Here is a 17,273-nt window from a genome sequence, read left to right as displayed (position 1 = left end):
GAGCGCACATGGCCGACGACACCGCACCCGTATCCGCACCGCCCTCCCCAGGGGACGCGGACGCCGAGTACCTCCAGCGCCGCACCCTGCGCCGCGGCAGCGCCGGCTGGCTGCTGCTGACCGGCCTCGGCGTCGCCTACGTGGTCTCCGGGGACTACTCCGGCTGGAACGTGGGCCTGGCCAAGGGCGGCTTCGGCGGCCTGGCCATCGCCACCGTGCTGATGGGCGCCATGTACGCCTGCCTGGTCTTCTCCCTCGCCGAACTGTCGACCATCCTGCCCACGGCGGGCGGCGGCTACGGTTTCGCCCGCCGCGCGCTGGGCCCCTGGGGCGGCTTCCTCACCGGCACGGCCATCCTCATCGAGTACATCCTGGCCCCGGCCGCGATCGTCATCTTCATCGGCGACTACGTCGAGTCCCTGGGCCTGTTCGGGCTCACCTCCAGCTGGCCCGTCTACCTCGGCTGCTTCGTGATCTTCATCGGCGTGCACCTGTGGGGCGTGGGCGAGGCCCTGCGCTTCAGCCTCGTCGTCACCGCCATAGCCGTCGCCGCGCTCCTGATCTTCGCCTTCGGGGCGCTCTCGGACTTCGACGCGGGCTCCCTCGACAACATCGCCGTGGACCCCGACGCGTTCGGCTCCAGCTCCTGGCTGCCCTTCGGCGCCCTCGGCATCTGGGCCGCGTTCCCCTTCGGCATGTGGTTCTTCCTGGGCGTCGAGGGCGTCCCGCTGGCCGCCGAGGAGGCCAAGGACCCGGTCCGCTCCATGCCGAAGGCCCTGGCCATCTCCATGGGCATCCTGGCCCTGCTCGCCCTGATCACCTTCTTCGCCGCCACCGGCGCCCAGGGCGCCGACGCCGTCAAGTCCGCCGGCAACCCCCTCGTCGTGGCGCTGGAGGGTGACGGCGGCCCCACCGCCCTCAGCCGCTTCGTCAACTACGCCGGCCTCGCGGGCCTCGTCGCCTCCTTCTTCTCCCTCATCTACGCCGGCTCCCGCCAGCTGTTCGCCCTCTCCCGGGCCGGCTACCTGCCGCGCTTCCTCTCCCTCACCTCGAAGCGCAAGGCCCCCTACCTCGGCCTGGTGATCCCGGGCGCGATCGGCTTCGCCCTGGCGGCGGCCACCGGCAACGGCGCGCGGATGCTGAACATCGCCGTCTTCGGCGCGACCATCTCCTACGCCCTGATGGCCCTCTCCCACATCGTGCTGCGCCGCCGCGAGCCCGGCCTGGAGCGGCCCTACCGCACCCCCGGCGGGGTCCTGACCTCGTCCGTCGCCTTCGTCCTCGCCCTGTCCGCCCTGGTCGCCACCTTCCTGGTCGACAAGGACGCCGCGTTCATCGCCCTCGCCGTCTACGCCGTCGCCCTCGCGTACTTCGCCTTCTACAGCCGTCACCGCCTCGTCGCCTCGGCACCCGAGGAAGAGTTCGCGGCGCTTGCCGAAGCCGAGGCGGAGTTGACCCGCGACTGAAATCCTGATCCCCGCACCGCTGTCCAGTACCACCCTGGAGGTATCACCGTGCCCAGGCCGCTCATCGGCATCAGCACCTACGTGGAGGACTCCACCCGCTACGGCGTGTGGGACCTGCCCACGTCCCTCGTCCCGTCCGGGTACTACGAGCTCGTCCAGGCGGCGGGCGGCGCGGCCGTCCTGCTGCCGCCGGACGAACCGGAGCGGGCGGCGGAGGTACTGGGCCGGCTCGACGGCCTGATCATCTCCGGCGGCCCGGACGTGGACCCCGTACGGTACGGCGCCGAGCGCGACCCCCGTACGGGCGCCCCCGCGACGGTCCGCGACGAGTGGGAGCTGGCGCTGATCGGAGCGGCCCTCGAAGCGGACCTCCCGCTGCTGGGCATCTGCCGGGGCATGCAGGCCCTCAACGTCGCCCTCGGCGGCACGCTCGTCCAGCACATCGACGGGCACGTCCACACCCCGGGCGTCACCTCCTGGCACCCGGTCCGCCCCGTCGCCGGCACCCGGTACGCGGCGCTGGTCCCGGAGGTGGCGGAGGTCCCGACCTACCACCACCAGGCCGTGGAGCGACTCGGCCGCGACCTCGTCGTCTCCGCCTACGCGGAGGACGGCACGGTGGAGGCCATCGAGGACCCCGACCGCTCGAAGTGGGTCGTCGGCGTCCAGTGGCACCCCGAGCGGGACAAGGACACCCGGGTGATGGCGGCCCTGATCGAGGCGGCCACCGCCCACCGGACGGTCCTGGTCTCCTGACCGCCGCCCCGTGACCGGGCCCCGGCGCCTTCTCCCCGGCGCCGGGGCCCTTGCGCGTCCGGGGCCCGGCCCGCGTTCCTCCGCCGAATGGCCGGGGTCCCGCCGGGCGGGCACGCTGGAACCATGCGGACCGAGGCGCACGGCACGGCCCCCGGCCCGGTGTCCGGATTCCTGGAGAACCCGGTCGTCGGGATGGCGCCGTGGATCATCTTCTCCCTGGTGGTCGGCCCGGGACGGTTCGAGATCGCGGTCGGGATCGCCCTGGCCTCGGCCGTGGCCCTGGTCGTACTGGGGCGGGTCGTGCACCGGGGCAGCTCGTGGAAGCTGCTGGAAATCGCCGACGTGGTGTTCTTCGCGGCGATGGCGGTGGTGGGCGCCCTGGCGAGCCAGGGCACGCTGCGCTGGCTGGAGACGTACGCGGGCGAGGTCGCGAACCTCACCCTGACTCTGATCGCCTTCGGCTCGATGGCCGTGGGGATGCCGTTCACCCTGCAGTACGCGCGGGAACAGGTCGATCCCTCGCTGTGGCACTCCCCCGCCTTCCTGCGGACCAACTACGTGATCACCGGGGCGTGGGGGCTCGCCTTCCTGGTGGCGGCCATCGCGGGCGCGTACGGGGACCTGGTGCTGCACAACCCGGACAACCTCTGGACGGGCTGGATCATCCAGATCCTGGCGATCGTCGCCGCCCTGCGGTTCACCGCCTGGTACCCGGGGGTGGTCCGGGCCCGGGCGCGGGGCGAGGCGGGACCGGGCAGGGCCTCGCTGATGCTGCCGCTGGCGGGGCTGCTGGTGCCGATCGGCATCGCGGTGCTGGTCTTCGACGGCAGCGTGTGGTGGCTGGGCGTGGCCCTGATCGTGGCGGGCGGGCTGCTGACGAAGGCGCTGCGGGCCCGGGTCCAGGACTGAGACGGGACCAGCCCTCCCCCGGGCGCGCGAACGTTCCTCAGCCGCCACCGCCCGCCCGACCGGATCGGATCACTCGCTGAACGCGACCGAGCGGACCTTCATGTTCGTGTTGCCGTAGCCGTCAGCGGCTTCAGCGTGAAGTACGTGTCGCCCTCGCGGTCCGCCTCGGCGAACACGGTGGCCGACGCGGTGGTCCGGTTGCGGGGCGAGAAGGCCGGCTGGCTGGCGCCGGAGTCCCGCGCCTCGAAGTCTCACCCTCCTGCCCCTGCCGCCCCGGGTCACCGCCCACCCCTCGCCGAAACGATCCTCCCTTGCCCGATCGGCCCAGGGGGTGTCTGACGGATGTCCCTGGGGAAAGAGCGGCGAGATCCGTCGGACAGCCCCTACACCCGCCTCCGGGTCAGCGACAGCAGGTCCCGCGCCGGGCCCGCCGGGCGGGAGCCCGTCGGCCAGACCGCCCGCAGGGCGCGGGCCAGGGCCGCGCCCGGCACGGGGACCTCCACCAGGCGGCGGGACGCCAGTTCGTCCCCCAGGGCCAGCTCCGACAGGACGCACGGCCCGGCGCCACTGACGGCGGCGGCCTTCACGGCGGTGGTGGAGGCCAGCTCCAGCAGCGGGGCCGCCAGCCCCCCGGTCGAAGCGAGAGCGGCGTCGAGGACCTGACGGGTTCCGGAGCCGCGTTCCCGCAGGATCAGCGGGGTCCCGGCCAGCTCGGCCGGCTCCACCCCCTTCGAGCGCCGGGCCCACGGATGCGTCGGGGCCACCGCCACCACCAGGCGGTCCTGCGCGATGACGGCGGAGTCCAGGCCGTCCGGCACCCGCAGCCCCTCCACGAAGCCGAGGTCCGCCTCGTGGGTCAGGACCCGCTGGGCCACGTCCGCCGAGTTCCCGGCGTGCAGGGAGACCGCCGTGTCGGGGCGGTCCCCGCGCAGGGCGATCAGCCAGCCCGGCAGCAGGTACTCCGCGATGGTCATGCTGGCCGCGACCCGGAGCCGGGAGTCGCGCCGGCCCCGTAGCGCCTGGGCCCCCGCGTCGAAGGCCTCGGCCGCCTCCACGACCTGCCGGGCCCAGTCCGTGACGAGCGCGCCCTCGGCCGTCAGCGTCGAGCCGCGCGGGGAGCGGTCCACCAGGGCGACCCCGAGCCGGGTCTCCATCGCCCGGATGCGGCTGCTCGCGGCGGGCTGGGTGATGCCCATCCGGCGCGCGGCCCCGCTCAGGCTGCCGACCCGCGCGACCGTGAGCAGCAGCTCCAGCGCCCCCAGGTCGGGCACGCGGTGCGCCAGCGGAACCATCTCCTCATCACCCATAACACCAGTTTATGGCCTCATAGGACCGCGACCTCTGCCACCCGCTCCCACCGGGGACGACGCTGGACCCATGGCCACCACCATCGTGCGACCCCGCACCGTCATCGACATCGCGCCCCGGATCCACAAGGTCCCCGCGCTGCGCCACCTCGGCCCCAACTGGTACGCCTCCGTCATGGGCACGGCCATCATCGCCAACGCGGGAGCGGCCCTCCCGTACCAGCTCCCGGGCCAGCGCGTGGCCTGCCAGATCGTCTGGGCGCTGTCGGCCGTGGCCCTCGCCGTCCTGCTGACCGCTCGCACGGGGCACTGGCTCCACCACCGCGACCAGGCCCGCGCCCACCTCGCCGACCCCGCCGTGGCCCCCTTCTACGGGTGTCTGGCGATGGCCCTGCTGGCCGTCGGGGCCGGCACCCTGACCGTCGGCAAGGACCTGATCGGGACCGGCGCCGCCGTCGCCGCGGACGCCGTGCTCTTCACCGCCGGCACCGCGATAGGCCTGGTCATGGCCGTGCTGGTGCCCTACCTGATGGTGGTCCGGCACAAGATCGAGGCCTCGCAGGCCAGCCCCGTCTGGCTGCTGCCCGTGGTCTCCCCCATGGTCTCCGCCGCCGTCGGGCCCCTGCTCGTGCCCCACCTGCCCGCCGGTCAGCCCCGGGAGGCGCTGCTGCTGGCCTGCTACGCCATGTTCGGCCTCAGCCTGCTGGCCACGCTGCTGCTGCTCCCCCTGGTCTTCGGCCGGCTGATCGTGAGCGGCCCCCTGCCCCTGGCGCTGACCCCGGCCCTGTTCCTGGTGCTCGGCCCCCTCGGCCAGTCCACCACCGCCGTGAACCAGCTCGCGGACGTGGCCCCCGGCGCGATCGGCGCCCCCTACGCCGACGCCCTCGCCGCCTTCGCGGTCGTCTACGGGGTGCCCGTGATGGGATTCGCCCTGCTGTGGCTGGCCCTGGCGGCCTCGATGCTGGTCCGGGCCGCACGGGGCGGCATGGGCTTCGCGATGACCTGGTGGGCGCTGACCTTCCCCATCGGCACCTGCGTCACCGGCGCCGCCGGACTGGCCCGGCACACCGGCCTGGACGCCTTCGCCTGGCTGGCCACCGCCCTGTTCCTCGGCCTGGTCGCCGTCTGGCTGCTGACCGCGGCCCACACCCTGCGCGGCCTGTTCACCGGCCGGCTGCTCCCCACGACCCGCTGAGCGCCCTCCCCAGCACCTCCGGGGCCTCGGCCAGCGAGGGCCCGTACCAGGTCAGGTGGCGTCCGCTGACGAGGGCGGCCGGCAGGCCCGGAAAGGCCTCCGGGCCGTCCTCGGCGGTGAAGGCGTAGGGCTCGTCCGGGAGCACCACCAGATCGCAGCCGCTCGCCGCCAGCTCGGCGAGCGGCACTTTCGGGTACCGCTCGGGGTGGTCCCCGTAGGCGTTGCGGACCCCCAGCCGGGCGAGGAGGTCACCCGCGAAGGTGTCGCGGCCGAGCACCATCCAGGGCCGGCGCCAGACGGGCACGAAGGCCCTCAGCTCTCCGGGCGGCTCCACCGCCGACCAGGCCGCCTCCGCCCGGTCCAGCCACTCGGGCCGCTCCAGCCCCAGCGCCCCCACCAGTACACGCTCCAGCTCGGCGAAGGCCTGCGGGAGGTCACGGATCTCGGTCACCAGCACCTCCACCCCGGTCGCACGCAGGGCATCGAGGTCCGGGAGCCGGTTCTCCTCCTCGTTGGCGATCACCAGGTCCGGGCGCAGGCCGGCGATCCTCCGCACGTCGGGGTTCTTCGTCCCCCCGATCCGCACCGCGGCCCCGAAGTCCGCCGGGTGCGTGCACCAGTCCGTCACCCCCACGAGCAGCCCCGGCGCGGTCACCGCCACCGCCTCGGTCAGGGAGGGCACGAGCGAGACGACGCGCACCGGCTCAGTGCTCCGGCGAGGGGGGCTCGGAGGTGGCGTGGATGTGGTCGCCGACGGCGACGACCAGGAGCCTGGTGTCCTCGCTCGTGGCCCGCCAGCGGTGTCGCACCCCACCGGAGAGGAACAGCGCGTCCCCGCTCTCCAGCCGGTAGGCCCGCCCCTCCGCCTCCACCTGGCAGGCGCCGGAAACCACGTACATCAGCTCGTCGTTGCGGTGCTGGTACTCGCGGCCGGCGTCCTGGTCCCCGGTGAACTCCAGCGCGTGCAGCTGGTGGTGCCCGCGCACGAGGGGGCGTACGCCCATCACCGGGCTCAGCCCGGACTCGTCACCGGCCCGTACGAGGTCCACGGTGCGCGCCGTGTCGGAGGCGGCCAGCAGCTCGACCGCCGTGGTCTCCAGCGCGTCGGCCACCCGCTCCAGCGATCGCATGCTGGGGCGGGCCCGTTCGTTCTCTATCTGGCTCAGGAAGGGGACGGACAGGCCGCTGCGCGCCGACACCGCGGCGAGGGTCAGGTGGAGCGCGCGGCGCCGTTTGCGCACGGCCACGCCCACCCGCAGCGGCTCTTTGGAGTCCTTCTCCTTGTCGTTGCCGTCTTCCTTGTCGTTCATCTCGGGGCTGCCCTCCCCTGTCCTGGTGCACATCGGTGTGCTGTAAGCACCTTACGCAGCAACCGCCCCCGGATTCGCCCGCACGGGCCCACCGGGCCCCATCCCGGCGCTTTCCCGTGGTCCCCCGGTCACCCTACGTGGCCCCCGGGTGCGCGCCACAGCACACGGTCGACGTCGAGGATCACTACGTCACCTGACGGCTTGACCAACAGCCGGGCGCCGGGGTGGCCGGCGGTGCCGCTGGTCCAGACGGTGGCGCCCGCCTCGGTGCGCACGGTCAGCTCGCCGTCGCGTGAGAAGAGGGCGTCGTGGCCGGTGCCCGCCGTGCCGGCGCTCCACCGGTGGGCCCCGGAGCCGTCGAGGACGACGAGGTCCCCGTCGGCGCCGAGGGCCAGCCGGACCGCACCGGCGTCGAGGACGTCGCCGGACCGCAGGACGGTGCCGGGGTGGACCTCCACGGAGTCGTCGAGGGTGCCGCGGGAGAGGGCCAGCAGGGTGGGCAGCGAGGGGGTGAAGGCGTACAGGGCGCCCTGGGTGCGCACGTAGCGGCCGAAGCGCAGGGTGGTGGCCCGGCTGCCGTCGTCCGACTCGGTCTCGAAGGTGACCGGTGAACCCGGGCCGAGCACCGGGTCGGCGCCGACGCGCGGGTTGCGGCCGGCCGGGAAGTCCGACTCGTTGATCCACTTCTTGGCGACGAACTCGAACTGCTGGACCAGGTCGGCCTGATAGCCGATGAACAGCAGTCCGCGCGGGGTGTCGGGGCCGCCCGCACCCTTGGGGTTCTGGGGGTCGTAGGCGGGGCCGAAGGGGATGCCGCGCCGGATGATGCGTCGGTTGTCGAGGACGTCGGGGGCGAGCGGGGGCCGGCCGGGGCCGGGGACGAGACCGTCGCGCGGGTTGCCCTTGCGGATGTGGGCGAACAGCGGGGTGTGCCAGCCCTGCGCGTCCTCGTGGTAGGTGAGCCGGGCGTCCGGGTCGGCGCCCACCGGGCCCGGCTGTTCGGCGAGCGGGCACCCGGCGATGGGGGTGCCGCCGGGCCAGCGGCCGACCAGCCGGGCCGCGACCCACGTCGCGGTCGCGTCCGCCGGCGCGGCCCCGGCCTTCTTCAGTTCCACCAGCCGCTGCCGGGCCTGCTCCCACCAGCCGGGGACGTCCTGGGCGAGGCGGCGCACCACCTGGAACGACCCCCCGGTGGCCCAGGCGGGCAGCCCGGCGGGCCGCTGCCCGGCCTTCTCCTGTCCTACGAGGAACTCCCCGGCCGGGACCAGCCGCGTCCCGGGCTTGCCCTGCACGGTGGTCCCGGTCTCCGCGTCGGGTGCGTGGAAGCCGCGGACGCCGGGCTGGCTGATGCCGTCGGTGAACCCGAAGTGCTCGTGGCCGCGCAGGGCTCCGGGCAGCGTGCCGGCGTCCTGCCGGAAGACGATCGTGGCCCCGGCGGTGGCGAGGGCCTCCCGGTGGCGGGTGACGGTGCTCGCTAGCCGGTCGGGGTCGTCCGCGGAGAGGCTGAGGACCGCGTGCACGGCGCGCCGCGGTTGCTCGGCGCCGAACAGCCAGGACGCGGGGGCGCTGGCGCCGGTGTCCCCGACCGCCTCGGCGCGAAGGGCGGCGCCCTGTGTGAACGCCTCGGCGGTGCTGCCGGCCGGCACCGCGGGGAAGGGCTCCCGTCCCGCGAACAGCCGCAGCCCGGGGTAGGTGAGGGAGAGCCCGGTCCACAGGGCCGACAGGGAGGCCGGGTCGGTGCCCCCCGCCTTGACCCGGGCCGCGCTGAAGAGGGCGTTGAAGCGGGCCATCTCCTCGGTGGTGGAGAGCTCGGGGACCAGCCGGGCGAGCCAGCGGCGGGCCAGGACCACGTCCCGGAAGTGCAGGAGCAGCAGGCAGGCGTGGTCCTTGCGGGAGCCGGCCAGGACGTCGCCCTGGGTGGTGCGGTCGGCGCGCAGGGGCAGCGCGGCGGCCTCGGCCGGCCGGTCCCCGAGGGGCGCCGGAGCGGCCGTCGCGGCCGCGGCGGTGCGGGGACACACCGCGAGGGCGGCGGCCCCCGCGCCGGCCATGATCACGGTCCGGCGGGCGGGGGCGGAGGAGGGGACGGCATCCATGGGAACTCCTGGGTGGGGAACGGACGGAACCACGCCCCCGGCCGCGCCCGGGACCGGGCGGCGGGCGGTGCGGGCGGCGGGCGGCGGGCGGCGGGCGGCGGAGCGGGGCGCGGAGCGGGGCGGGGAGCGGGGCGGGGCGCGGGGAACACGGGGGCCGGGCCTCGGGGCGGCGCGAGCGCGGATACCGGACCGCGCGGCCGGGGTGCGGGGTCGGGGCCAGGGGGAGGCGGGGTGCGGATCCCGGGCCCGGCCCGCACGGAAGCGGGCGAAGCGGGCCCGGTAGTCCGGGTCCGTGTCGGTCGGTGTCCGTGTCCGTTGCCGTGTCGGTGTCCGACGGGAGGCAGCCCCCGGCCCGCCCGAAAGGAGTACGGAAGGCGGCCACGGGAGGGCGCCGCGGCCTCACGGCCCCCTCGACGGATCGATCGCGGAACCGTGCCCGGTGACCCGGCCCCGGGCACGGGGTGGGGTCACCCGGACCGGGGGGCGCACCCCGCGGACGGACCCGTCACCCGATCAGGACCGCGCCTATGAGCCCCGCGCCCGCCGGGCCGGCGGGCGGAGCGGCACGGACGGCGACGGAAACGGCGACGGAAACGGCGGCGACGGCGACGGAAGCGGCGGCGAATGCGACGACGGCGATGACGGCGGCCATGGGCGTCCGAGACTCCTCGCATTGGGGGGACCGGGCGGGCAGAACGTCCTGCCAGTGATCAACACCCTCCGCGAAAGCCCGCCCCCGCGCGCGCCGGACGCACTGTTGGAGTGACGGGACCGCCGCCGCCCGCGGTCCCGCCGGCCCCACCGGCCCCCACCGCCCGTGCGGCATCATCGTCTGCGTGACGACACGACGCCTGATGCTCCTGGACACCGCCTCCCTCTACTACCGCGCCTACTTCGGCGTGCCGGACTCCGTGAAGGCCCCCGACGGCACCCCGGTCAACGCGGTGCGCGGGCTGCTCGACTTCATCGGGCGCCTGGTCCAGGACCACCGCCCGGACGACCTGGTGGCCTGTATGGACGCCGACTGGCGGCCCCACTGGCGGGTGGAGCTGATCCCCTCCTACAAGGCGCACCGGGTCGCGCGGGAGACGGAGACCGGCCCCGACGTGGAGGAGACCCCGGACACCCTCGCCCCGCAGGTGCCCATCATCGAGGCGGCCCTGGACGCCTTCGGCATCGCCCGGGTCGGCGTCGCCGGGTACGAGGCGGACGACGTGATCGGCACGCTCACCGCACGGGCGACCGGCCCGGTGGACATCGTCACCGGCGACCGGGACCTCTACCAGCTGGTGGACGACGCCCGGCAGCGCCGCGTCCTGTACCCCCTCAAGGGCGTCGGCACCCTCCAGGTCACTGACGAGGCCTGGCTGCGCGAGAAGTACGGGGTGGACGGCCCCGGGTACGCGGACCTCGCGCTGCTGCGCGGCGACCCGAGCGACGGCCTGCCGGGCGTTCCCGGCATCGGCGAGAAGACGGCGGCGAAGCTGCTGGACGCCTACGGGGACCTCGCGGGGATCCTGGCCGCTGTCGGCGACCCGAAGTCGAAGCTGACCCCCACCCAGCGCAGGCGCCTCGAAGAATCCCGCCCGTACCTGGCGGTGGCGCCCAAGGTCGTCCAGGTGGCCTCCGACGTGCCGCTCCCGGCCTTTGACCCGGCACTTCCGCACCTCCCGGCACAGCCGGAACTGGTCGACGCACTCGCTCATCGGTGGGGTCTGGGAGGAGCGGTGTCACGCCTGAGCAGCGCGCTGCGCCCATGAGGTGCTAACTTAGGTAATCCTAAGCTTTGTGAGTTCAGGGGAGACGCCGTGGCAGAAGGACGCGCCCGCACTGTCGGCACCGCAGTCGTCGTACGCACCGAGCGGCTGACGCCGCACATGGTCCGGCTCGTGCTGGGCGGTGACGGGCTGGCCGACTTCGGCGCGGGCGTGTGCACCGACCACTACGTGAAGCTCCTGTTCGCCCCCGAGGGCGTGCGCTACGCGGAGCCCTGGGACCTGGACCGGATCCGCGCGACGCACCACCGCGAGGCCTGGCCGCGCCAGCGCGCGTACACGGTCCGCGCGTGGGACCCGACGCACCGGGAGCTGACCCTGGACTTCGTCGTCCACGGCGACGAGGGCCTGGCCGGCCCCTGGGCGGCCCGCGTCCAGCCGGGCGAACGGGTGCACTTCCTCGGCCCGGGCGGCGCCTACGCCCCCGACCCGATGGCCGGATGGCACCTCCTGGCGGGCGACGAGAGCGCGCTTCCGGCGATCGCCGCCGCCATGGAGCGGATGCCGGCGGGCGCGCGGGTGCACGCCTTCATCGAGATCGACGGCCCGGCCGACGAGCAGAAGATCACCACGCCGGACGGGATCGTCCCGGTCTGGCTGCACCGTGGGGACCGTCCGGTGGGCGCGGCCCTCGTGGAGGCCGTCACCTCGCTGGAGTTCCCCTCCGCGGACGTCCACGCCTTCGTCCACGGCGAGGCGGGCTTCGTGAAGGAGCTCCGCCGCCACCTCCGCCTGGACCGCGGGATCACGCGCGACCGCCTGTCGATCTCGGGCTACTGGCGCCAGGGCGAGACGGACGAGGGCTGGCGCGCGATCAAGCGCGACTGGAACGCCACGGTGGAGGCCGAACAGGACCTCACCGCGGCCGCGGCGGCCTGACCGCCGCCGCGTCGAACACCCGGACGGGAACCACCTCGGCCCCTTCGCCCCGGAGTGGCCCCCTACCCTGGTCCCGATGAGCCGCAGATCCCACATCCCGCCCGCACCGCTCCCCCAGATCGCCGGCATCGACCCGGTCCGCATGCGCCTGCCCCCCGACCCGGACGGGCGGTGGCGGCTCCTCGGCGACTACCTGACCGAGCGCTACGCCGGCACCCGCGGCGCCGAATCGATGGCGCGGCTGCTGTCCGACGGCCGGGTGCTCGGCCCGGGCGGCCGGGTGCTGCGCCCGCAGGACCCGTACGAGCCGGGCGGCTGGCTCTGGTTCCACCGGGACATGCCCCCCGAGCCCCGCGTACCGTTCCCGATCGGTGTCGTGTACCGCGACCGGCACCTGCTGGTGGTGGACAAGCCGCACTTCCTGGCGACCATCCCGCGCGGCAGCCACGTCACGCAGACCGCCCTGGCCCGGCTGCGCCTGGAACTGGACCTGCCGACGCTCAGCCCGGCGCACCGGCTGGACCGGATGACGGCGGGACTGGTGATGTTCAGCATCCGCCCCGAGGACCGCGGCGCCTACCAGCTGCTGTTCCAGGAGCGCCGGGTCCGCAAGGAGTACGAGGCGGTCGCCCGCCACGACCCGGCGGTGGAACTCCCCCGCGTGGTCCGCAGCCACATCGAGAAGGTGCGCGGGGTGATGGCGGCGGTCGAGGTCCCCGACGCCGAACCCAACGCCGAGAGCCTGGTCGAGCTCACCGGCACCCGGGGCGCCCTGGGCCGCTACCGGCTGACCCCGCACACCGGCCGCACCCACCAGCTGCGGGTGCACATGAACGCGCTGGGCCTGCCCCTGCTCGGCGATCCGGTCTACCCGGTGGTGGCCGCGGCGGCCGACCCGGCGGACTACCGCCGCCCGCTCCAGCTGCTGGCCCGGACCCTGTCCTTCACCGATCCGGTCACCGGCCTGGAGCACCGCCTGGAGACGAACCTCACCCTGCGGGCCTGGGAGGACCCGGAAGGCTGGGAACGGGACCCGGGGCCGCAGACGCCGTGACGCCCGCGATCCGCAAGGCGGCGTCGGCCGCCGCCTCGGCGAAGGCGGCCACCGGGCGGCCCGGAGCGGACCGGTGGATCAGCATGACGCCCTCGATCAGGCCGAACACCAGGTCGTTGCGGAGCGTCAGACCCTCGGTGTCCCCGGCGAGTTCGGCGCCCACGGACGTGGCGTGCAGCAACGTCCGGTAGGCATCGCGCAGTTCGTCGCGCATCCGCCGGAACGACGCAAAGCGCGGACCCCGCAGCTCCGGCAGCAGGTACAGGGCGCCGAGGTCGTACGGCCCCCCGCACAGCAGCAGCACGTCCGAGCGGCACAGCTCCCACAGCCGGTGCGCGGCGGGCCGGCCGCCGTCGGTCAGCAGCCGCCGGGCCAGGGCCAGGGAGGGCGTGACCGTGGACTCCAGCAGTTCGGCGAGGAGTTCCTCCTTGCCTGCGAAATAGTGGTACATCGTGGCCTGGCGCAGTCCGGCCCGTTCGGCCACCGCCCGCGTGGTGGTGGCCGCGTACCCGCGTACCGTGAAGAGCTCGGCAGCCGCGCAGAGGAGCTCCTCGCGCGGCGGCCGGCCGCTGTACGGTCTCAGCTGGTCGGCGCGTGGCCGACCGACCCGTCTCGGTCCTTCGTCCGTTCCCCCGCTCATGCGCCGATCGTCGCACAGGACGCGCGCGAACGATCATGGCAAGAGATGAGATCCGGCCATCCCGGCGTTTAGAGGAAGACCCAAAAGAGCCTATCCGACCGAGCTGTAGGCCACTACACCCCGAAGTAGGGCGTCCACGGCCTTACGGGCATTGCGCGCCACCGTGCTCCCGCCCGCCGAGGACGCCGAGGACGCCGGGGCCGAGGAGCCCGGGGCCGCCGCGGCGATCTGCCCCAGGACGTCGATGACCTGCTTGCACCAGCGCACGAAGTCACCGGCCGGCATCTCCGCCTCGCGCAGCACCTCGTCCAGGCTCTTGTCGGAGGCCCACTGGTACGCCGCCCACGCGAAGCCGAGGTCCGGCTCGCGCTGGCCCACGCCCTCCGCCTGGTTGATGCGGTGCTCCTCCTCCAGCGCGTCGAGCCGGCCCCAGATCCGGACCATCTCGCCGAGCGCCGCCTTGGCCGGACCGTTGGGCACCTTCGGCGGCACGGCGTCGTCCGACTGCCGGGCCTCGAAGACCAACGCCGAGACGCAGGCCGCCAGTTCCGCCGGGCTGAGCCCCTCCCAGACCCCCTCGCGCAGGCACTCCGACGCCAGCAGGTCGAGCTCCCCGTAGAGCCGGGCCAGCCGCTTGCCGTGCACGGTGACCTCGTCCTCGCGCAGGTAGTCCAGCTCGGTCAGCAGCGCGTGGATCCGGTCGAAGGTGCGGGCGATGGTGTTCGTCCGGCCCTCGATGCGCCGCTCCAGCTGCTGCGTGTCCCGCTTGAGCCGGTGGAAGCGCTCCGCCCACCGCGCGTGGTCCTCACGCTCGTCACAGCCGTGACAGGGGTGCGCGCGCAGCTCGGCCCGCAGCCGGGCGATCTCGCGGTCGTCGGCCGCCGCCGCCCGGCCCGGACGGTGCCGCTCGGGCGCGATGTGACCGGCCTTGTTGCGCAGCGCCGTCGCCAGGTCCCTGCGGGACTGCGGCGAACGGGCGTTGAACGTCTTGGGGATCCGCATCCGGTCGATGGCTTCGACCGGCACCGGGAAGTCGATCGCGGCGAGCCGCTTGACCTGCCGCTCCGCGGTCAGCACCAGCGGGCGCGGACCCTCGGCGTACTCGTACCCGCGGTGGCCGTGGACCCGCCCCGCCGGCACGCCCGGGTCCAGCACCAGCGCGAGCCCGGCGAACTTGCCCGTCGGCACGTGGATGACGTCGCCCGGCTTGAGCCGCTCCAGCGAACTGGCCGCCTGCGCCCGGCGCTGCGCCGCGCCCTGCTTGGCCAGGTCCGTCTCACGGTCCTTCAGGTCGCGGCGCAGCCGCGCGTACTCCTCGAAGTCGCCCAGGTGACAGGTCATGCCCTCGCGGTAGCCCGTCAGGCCCTCCTCGTTGCGCTGGACCTGCCGGGAGATGCCCACGACGGAGCGGTCGGCCTGGAACTGCGCGAAGGAGGTCTCCAGGAGCTCGCGCGAGCGGTGCCGCCCGAACTGCTGGACCAGGTTCACGGCCATGTTGTACGAGGGCTTGAAGCTGGAACGCAGCGGATAGGTACGGGTACCCGCGAGCCCCGCCAGCCCCACCGGGTCCATGCCGCGCTGCCAGAGCACCACCGCGTGGCCCTCGACGTCGATGCCGCGCCGCCCGGCGCGGCCGGTGAGCTGCGTGTACTCGCCGGGGGTGATGTCGGCGTGCTGCTCGCCGTTCCACTTGACCAGCTTCTCCAGGATGACCGTGCGCGCGGGCATGTTGATGCCCAGCGCGAGGGTCTCGGTGGCGAAGACGGCCTTGACCAGACCGCGGACGAAGAGCTCCTCCACGACCTCCTTGAAGGTGGGCAGCATGCCCGCGTGGTGCGCGGCGATGCCCCGCTCCAGGCCTTCGAGCCACTCGTAGTAGCCCAGGACGTGCAGGTCCTCGGCCGGGATGGAGGCGGTCCGCTCCTCGACGATCTCGCGGACCTTCAGCCGCGCGGTGTCGTCGTTGAGCCGCAGGCCCGCGTACAGGCACTGCTGGACGGCGGCCTCGCAGCCGGCCCGGCTGAAGATGAAGTTGATGGCGGGCAGCAGGTTGTCGCCGTCCAGGCGCGCGATGACCTCGGGCCTGCTGGGGGTCCAGATCCGGCCTCGGGAGCGGCGCTCGCGCTCGCGGTCGGCCTCGCGGACCATCTTGCCGCGCCGCCGGTCCTTGGGGCTGTAGGTACGGGTGTTCTCCTCGCGGGCCATGCGCAGCAGGTCGGGGTTGACCTCGCGGCGCGCGGAGCCGCGGCCGCCGTGGTCGGACTCCTCCTCGAAGAGGTCGTAGACCCGCCGGCCGGCCATCACGTGCTGCCACAGCGGTACGGGCCGCTCCTCGGAGACGATCACCTCGGTGTCGCCGCGCACGGTGTCGAGCCAGTCGCCGAACTCCTCGGCGTTGGAGACGGTGGCGGACAGCGACACCAGGGTCACCGACTCGGGGAGGTGGATGATCACTTCCTCCCAGACGGCTCCGCGGAACCGGTCGGAGAGGTAGTGAACCTCGTCCATCACGACGTAGCCCAGGCCCAGGAGCGACCGGGAGCCCGCGTAGAGCATGTTGCGGAGCACCTCGGTGGTCATCACGACCACCGGCGCCTCGGAGTTGACGCTGTTGTCGCCGGTCAGCAGGCCCACCTCGGAGGCGCCGTAGCGCTTGACGAGGTCGGCGTACTTCTGGTTCGACAGGGCCTTGATCGGCGTCGTGTAGAAGCACTTGCGCCCCTGCTGGAGCGCGAGGTGCACGGCGAACTCGCCGACGATGGTCTTTCCCGAACCGGTCGGGGCGGCGACCAGGACGCCCTTGCCGGCCTCCAGTGCCTTGCAGGCCTCGACCTGGTACGGATCCAGGTCGAATTCGTACATCTCGCGGAAGGGGGCCAGGGCGGTGGCCTCTTCGGCGGCGCGGATCCGGGCAGCGGCGTACCGCTCGGCGGGGGAGAGTTCTTCGGTCATCTTGCTGTCGAGCCTACCCGCCACCTCCGACAACAGTCGCGATCATTTAAGTGAGCAGCCGCAGGGCCCCGGGGACGCACCGCGCGGTCACCGGCAGCGGGCCCAGCCGCTCCCCGTCGGCGTAGGCGGTGAGCGCGGCCGACTCCAGGGTGACCTCGGCGGCCCGGTGCACGGTGACCTTGGGGTGGGTGAGGTGCGTCCCCTTGTAGACCTGCGGGAACACCTTCAGCAGGGTGCCGCGGCCGCAGTCGCCGACCACCGTGACGTCGAAGAGCCCGTCGTCCGGCTCGGCGTCCGCGCAGATGCGCATCCCGCCGCCGTACGAGGACCCGTTGCCGACGGCCACGAGCGTGGCCTCCGTCTCGATCACCCGTCCCCCGTCGAGGGTGATCCGGTACGGGAAGGGCCTGAAGGCGGCCAGCTCCGCGAGGATGGCCAGGTCGTACTTGAAGCGGCCGAGCGGCAGCCGCATCCGGTTGCCGCGGTCGTTGACCCGCGAGTCGAAGCCGGAGCACAGCACGGTCCCGTACCAGGTGTCACCGGCGCGGCCGAGGTCGATCTCCCGTATCCGGCCCTCCTTGAGGGCCTCGGCGGCGAGACGCCCGGCCCGCTCGGGCTCCCGTACGGGCAGTCCCATCGAGCGGGCGAAGTCGTTCCCGGTGCCGGCCGCGACCACGCCGAGGGGGACCGCCGTCCCGGCCAGTGCCTGGAGGGCGAGGGAGACCACCCCGTCACCGCCGACGGCGATCACCGCGCCGGTGCCGTCGCGGACGTCCGCGCGCAGCCGGGCCAGGGCGTCGGCCGCGTCGGTGCCGACCACGGTCCGGACGGAGAATCCGGCCTCCCGGAGCGCGGAAGCGGCCGGCTGCGCGGCGTGCGCGCCCCGGCCGCGTCCCGCGGTGGGATTGACGAAGAGGGTGATCTCGGAGGACACCCG

The 17,273-nt window shown here is 74.0% G+C and carries 15 protein-coding genes; 7 read left to right on the top strand and 8 right to left on the bottom strand.

Annotated elements, in window-relative coordinates; translation table 11 throughout:
• Positions 1-8: 8 nt before the first annotated feature.
• From eat to OG295_RS27680, 3 genes are all read left to right on the top strand, one after another.
• Positions 9-1,466 (top strand): ethanolamine permease, encoded by a 1,458-nt coding sequence (eat, locus tag OG295_RS27690; protein WP_371679339.1) that lies wholly within the window; start codon positions 9-11, stop codon positions 1,464-1,466.
• A 48-nt stretch (positions 1,467-1,514) separates the two neighbouring features.
• Positions 1,515-2,222, top strand: coding sequence for a gamma-glutamyl-gamma-aminobutyrate hydrolase family protein (locus OG295_RS27685; protein ID WP_371679338.1), 708 nt, complete (start codon positions 1,515-1,517; stop codon positions 2,220-2,222).
• A 123-nt stretch (positions 2,223-2,345) separates the two neighbouring features.
• Positions 2,346-3,131, top strand: a complete 786-nt coding sequence (locus OG295_RS27680; RefSeq protein WP_371679337.1) for a hypothetical protein — start codon at positions 2,346-2,348, stop codon at positions 3,129-3,131.
• A 383-nt stretch (positions 3,132-3,514) separates the two neighbouring features.
• Here OG295_RS27680 and OG295_RS27675 read toward each other — a convergent pair whose 3' ends face one another.
• Positions 3,515-4,438, bottom strand: a complete 924-nt coding sequence (locus tag OG295_RS27675; protein WP_371679336.1) for a LysR family transcriptional regulator — start codon at positions 4,436-4,438, stop codon at positions 3,515-3,517.
• Between the two features lie 70 nt (positions 4,439-4,508).
• Here OG295_RS27675 and OG295_RS27670 point away from each other — a divergent pair, with 70 nt between their 5' ends.
• On the top strand, positions 4,509-5,633 hold the full coding sequence (locus tag OG295_RS27670) for a TDT family transporter (protein ID WP_371679335.1): 1,125 nt from the start codon (positions 4,509-4,511) through the stop codon (positions 5,631-5,633).
• On the opposite strand, the gene OG295_RS27665 is transcribed toward OG295_RS27670, so the two are convergent.
• From OG295_RS27665 to OG295_RS27650, 4 genes are all read right to left on the bottom strand, one after another.
• Positions 5,602-6,333, bottom strand: coding sequence for a helical backbone metal receptor (locus OG295_RS27665; protein WP_371679334.1), 732 nt, complete (start codon positions 6,331-6,333; stop codon positions 5,602-5,604). The genes OG295_RS27670 and OG295_RS27665 overlap by 32 nt on opposite strands.
• Before the next feature lie 4 nt (positions 6,334-6,337).
• A complete protein-coding gene (locus OG295_RS27660) occupies positions 6,338-6,943 on the bottom strand; it encodes a helix-turn-helix domain-containing protein (protein WP_371681333.1) in 606 nt (201 codons plus the stop codon).
• 128 nt (positions 6,944-7,071) lie between these two features.
• On the bottom strand, positions 7,072-9,036 hold the full coding sequence (locus OG295_RS27655; protein WP_371679333.1) for a peroxidase: 1,965 nt from the start codon (positions 9,034-9,036) through the stop codon (positions 7,072-7,074).
• Between the two features lie 505 nt (positions 9,037-9,541).
• Entirely contained in the window at positions 9,542-9,688 is a 147-nt protein-coding gene (locus OG295_RS27650; protein ID WP_371679332.1) for a hypothetical protein, read from the bottom strand.
• 202 nt (positions 9,689-9,890) lie between these two features.
• Here OG295_RS27650 and OG295_RS27645 point away from each other — a divergent pair, with 202 nt between their 5' ends.
• The 3 genes from OG295_RS27645 to OG295_RS27635 all read left to right on the top strand — a co-directional run bounded on the left by OG295_RS27645 (position 9,891) and on the right by OG295_RS27635 (position 12,744).
• The gene (locus tag OG295_RS27645; RefSeq protein ID WP_371681332.1) at positions 9,891-10,796 is read left to right on the top strand and encodes a 5'-3' exonuclease H3TH domain-containing protein; all 906 of its coding nucleotides are present in this window, start codon (positions 9,891-9,893) and stop codon (positions 10,794-10,796) included.
• Between the two features lie 48 nt (positions 10,797-10,844).
• Positions 10,845-11,690 carry a siderophore-interacting protein gene (locus OG295_RS27640; RefSeq protein WP_371679331.1) on the top strand — a complete coding sequence of 282 codons (846 nt, stop codon included), beginning with the start codon at positions 10,845-10,847 and terminating at the stop codon, positions 11,688-11,690.
• A gap of 76 nt (positions 11,691-11,766) precedes the next feature.
• The gene (locus OG295_RS27635; protein WP_371679330.1) at positions 11,767-12,744 is read left to right on the top strand and encodes a pseudouridine synthase; all 978 of its coding nucleotides are present in this window, start codon (positions 11,767-11,769) and stop codon (positions 12,742-12,744) included.
• Here the strand turns inward: OG295_RS27635 and OG295_RS27630 are convergent.
• The 3 genes from OG295_RS27630 to OG295_RS27620 all read right to left on the bottom strand — a co-directional run bounded on the left by OG295_RS27630 (position 12,680) and on the right by OG295_RS27620 (position 17,270).
• Positions 12,680-13,384, bottom strand: coding sequence for a helix-turn-helix domain-containing protein (locus tag OG295_RS27630; RefSeq protein ID WP_371679329.1), 705 nt, complete (start codon positions 13,382-13,384; stop codon positions 12,680-12,682). The two genes, OG295_RS27635 and OG295_RS27630, sit on opposite strands and share 65 nt — an antisense overlap.
• Positions 13,385-13,474: 90 nt before the next feature.
• Positions 13,475-16,336: a DEAD/DEAH box helicase gene (locus OG295_RS27625; protein ID WP_371679328.1), complete on the bottom strand. Its 2,862-nt coding sequence runs from the start codon at positions 16,334-16,336 to the stop codon at positions 13,475-13,477.
• A 46-nt stretch (positions 16,337-16,382) separates the two neighbouring features.
• The gene (locus OG295_RS27620) at positions 16,383-17,270 is read right to left on the bottom strand and encodes a diacylglycerol kinase (protein ID WP_371679327.1); all 888 of its coding nucleotides are present in this window, start codon (positions 17,268-17,270) and stop codon (positions 16,383-16,385) included.
• Positions 17,271-17,273: the final 3 nt, after the last annotated feature.

This window comes from Streptomyces sp. NBC_01276, assembly GCF_041435355.1.
Classification (GTDB): Bacteria; Actinomycetota; Actinomycetes; order Streptomycetales; family Streptomycetaceae; genus Streptomyces.
The sequence above is the reverse complement of the archived record's forward strand: the minus strand, read 5'-3'. Positions and strand labels throughout refer to the sequence as shown.

What these genes read in the sequence shown, in the direction of transcription:
- OG295_RS27635 (WP_371679330.1), top strand. Translation starts at nt 11,767, where the DNA reads ATGAGCCGCAGATCCCACATCCCGCCCGCACCGCTCCCCCAGATCGCC.
- OG295_RS27650 (WP_371679332.1), bottom strand. Translation starts at nt 9,688, where the DNA reads ATGGCCGCCGTCATCGCCGTCGTCGCATTCGCCGCCGCTTCCGTCGCC.
- OG295_RS27655 (WP_371679333.1), bottom strand. Translation starts at nt 9,036, where the DNA reads ATGGATGCCGTCCCCTCCTCCGCCCCCGCCCGCCGGACCGTGATCATG.
- OG295_RS27670 (WP_371679335.1), top strand. Translation starts at nt 4,509, where the DNA reads ATGGCCACCACCATCGTGCGACCCCGCACCGTCATCGACATCGCGCCC.
- OG295_RS27625 (WP_371679328.1), bottom strand. Translation starts at nt 16,336, where the DNA reads ATGACCGAAGAACTCTCCCCCGCCGAGCGGTACGCCGCTGCCCGGATC.
- OG295_RS27675 (WP_371679336.1), bottom strand. Translation starts at nt 4,438, where the DNA reads ATGGGTGATGAGGAGATGGTTCCGCTGGCGCACCGCGTGCCCGACCTG.
- OG295_RS27630 (WP_371679329.1), bottom strand. Translation starts at nt 13,384, where the DNA reads ATGAGCGGGGGAACGGACGAAGGACCGAGACGGGTCGGTCGGCCACGC.
- eat (WP_371679339.1), top strand. Translation starts at nt 9, where the DNA reads ATGGCCGACGACACCGCACCCGTATCCGCACCGCCCTCCCCAGGGGAC.
- OG295_RS27645 (WP_371681332.1), top strand. Translation starts at nt 9,891, where the DNA reads ATGCTCCTGGACACCGCCTCCCTCTACTACCGCGCCTACTTCGGCGTG.
- OG295_RS27660 (WP_371681333.1), bottom strand. Translation starts at nt 6,943, where the DNA reads ATGAACGACAAGGAAGACGGCAACGACAAGGAGAAGGACTCCAAAGAG.
- OG295_RS27680 (WP_371679337.1), top strand. Translation starts at nt 2,346, where the DNA reads ATGCGGACCGAGGCGCACGGCACGGCCCCCGGCCCGGTGTCCGGATTC.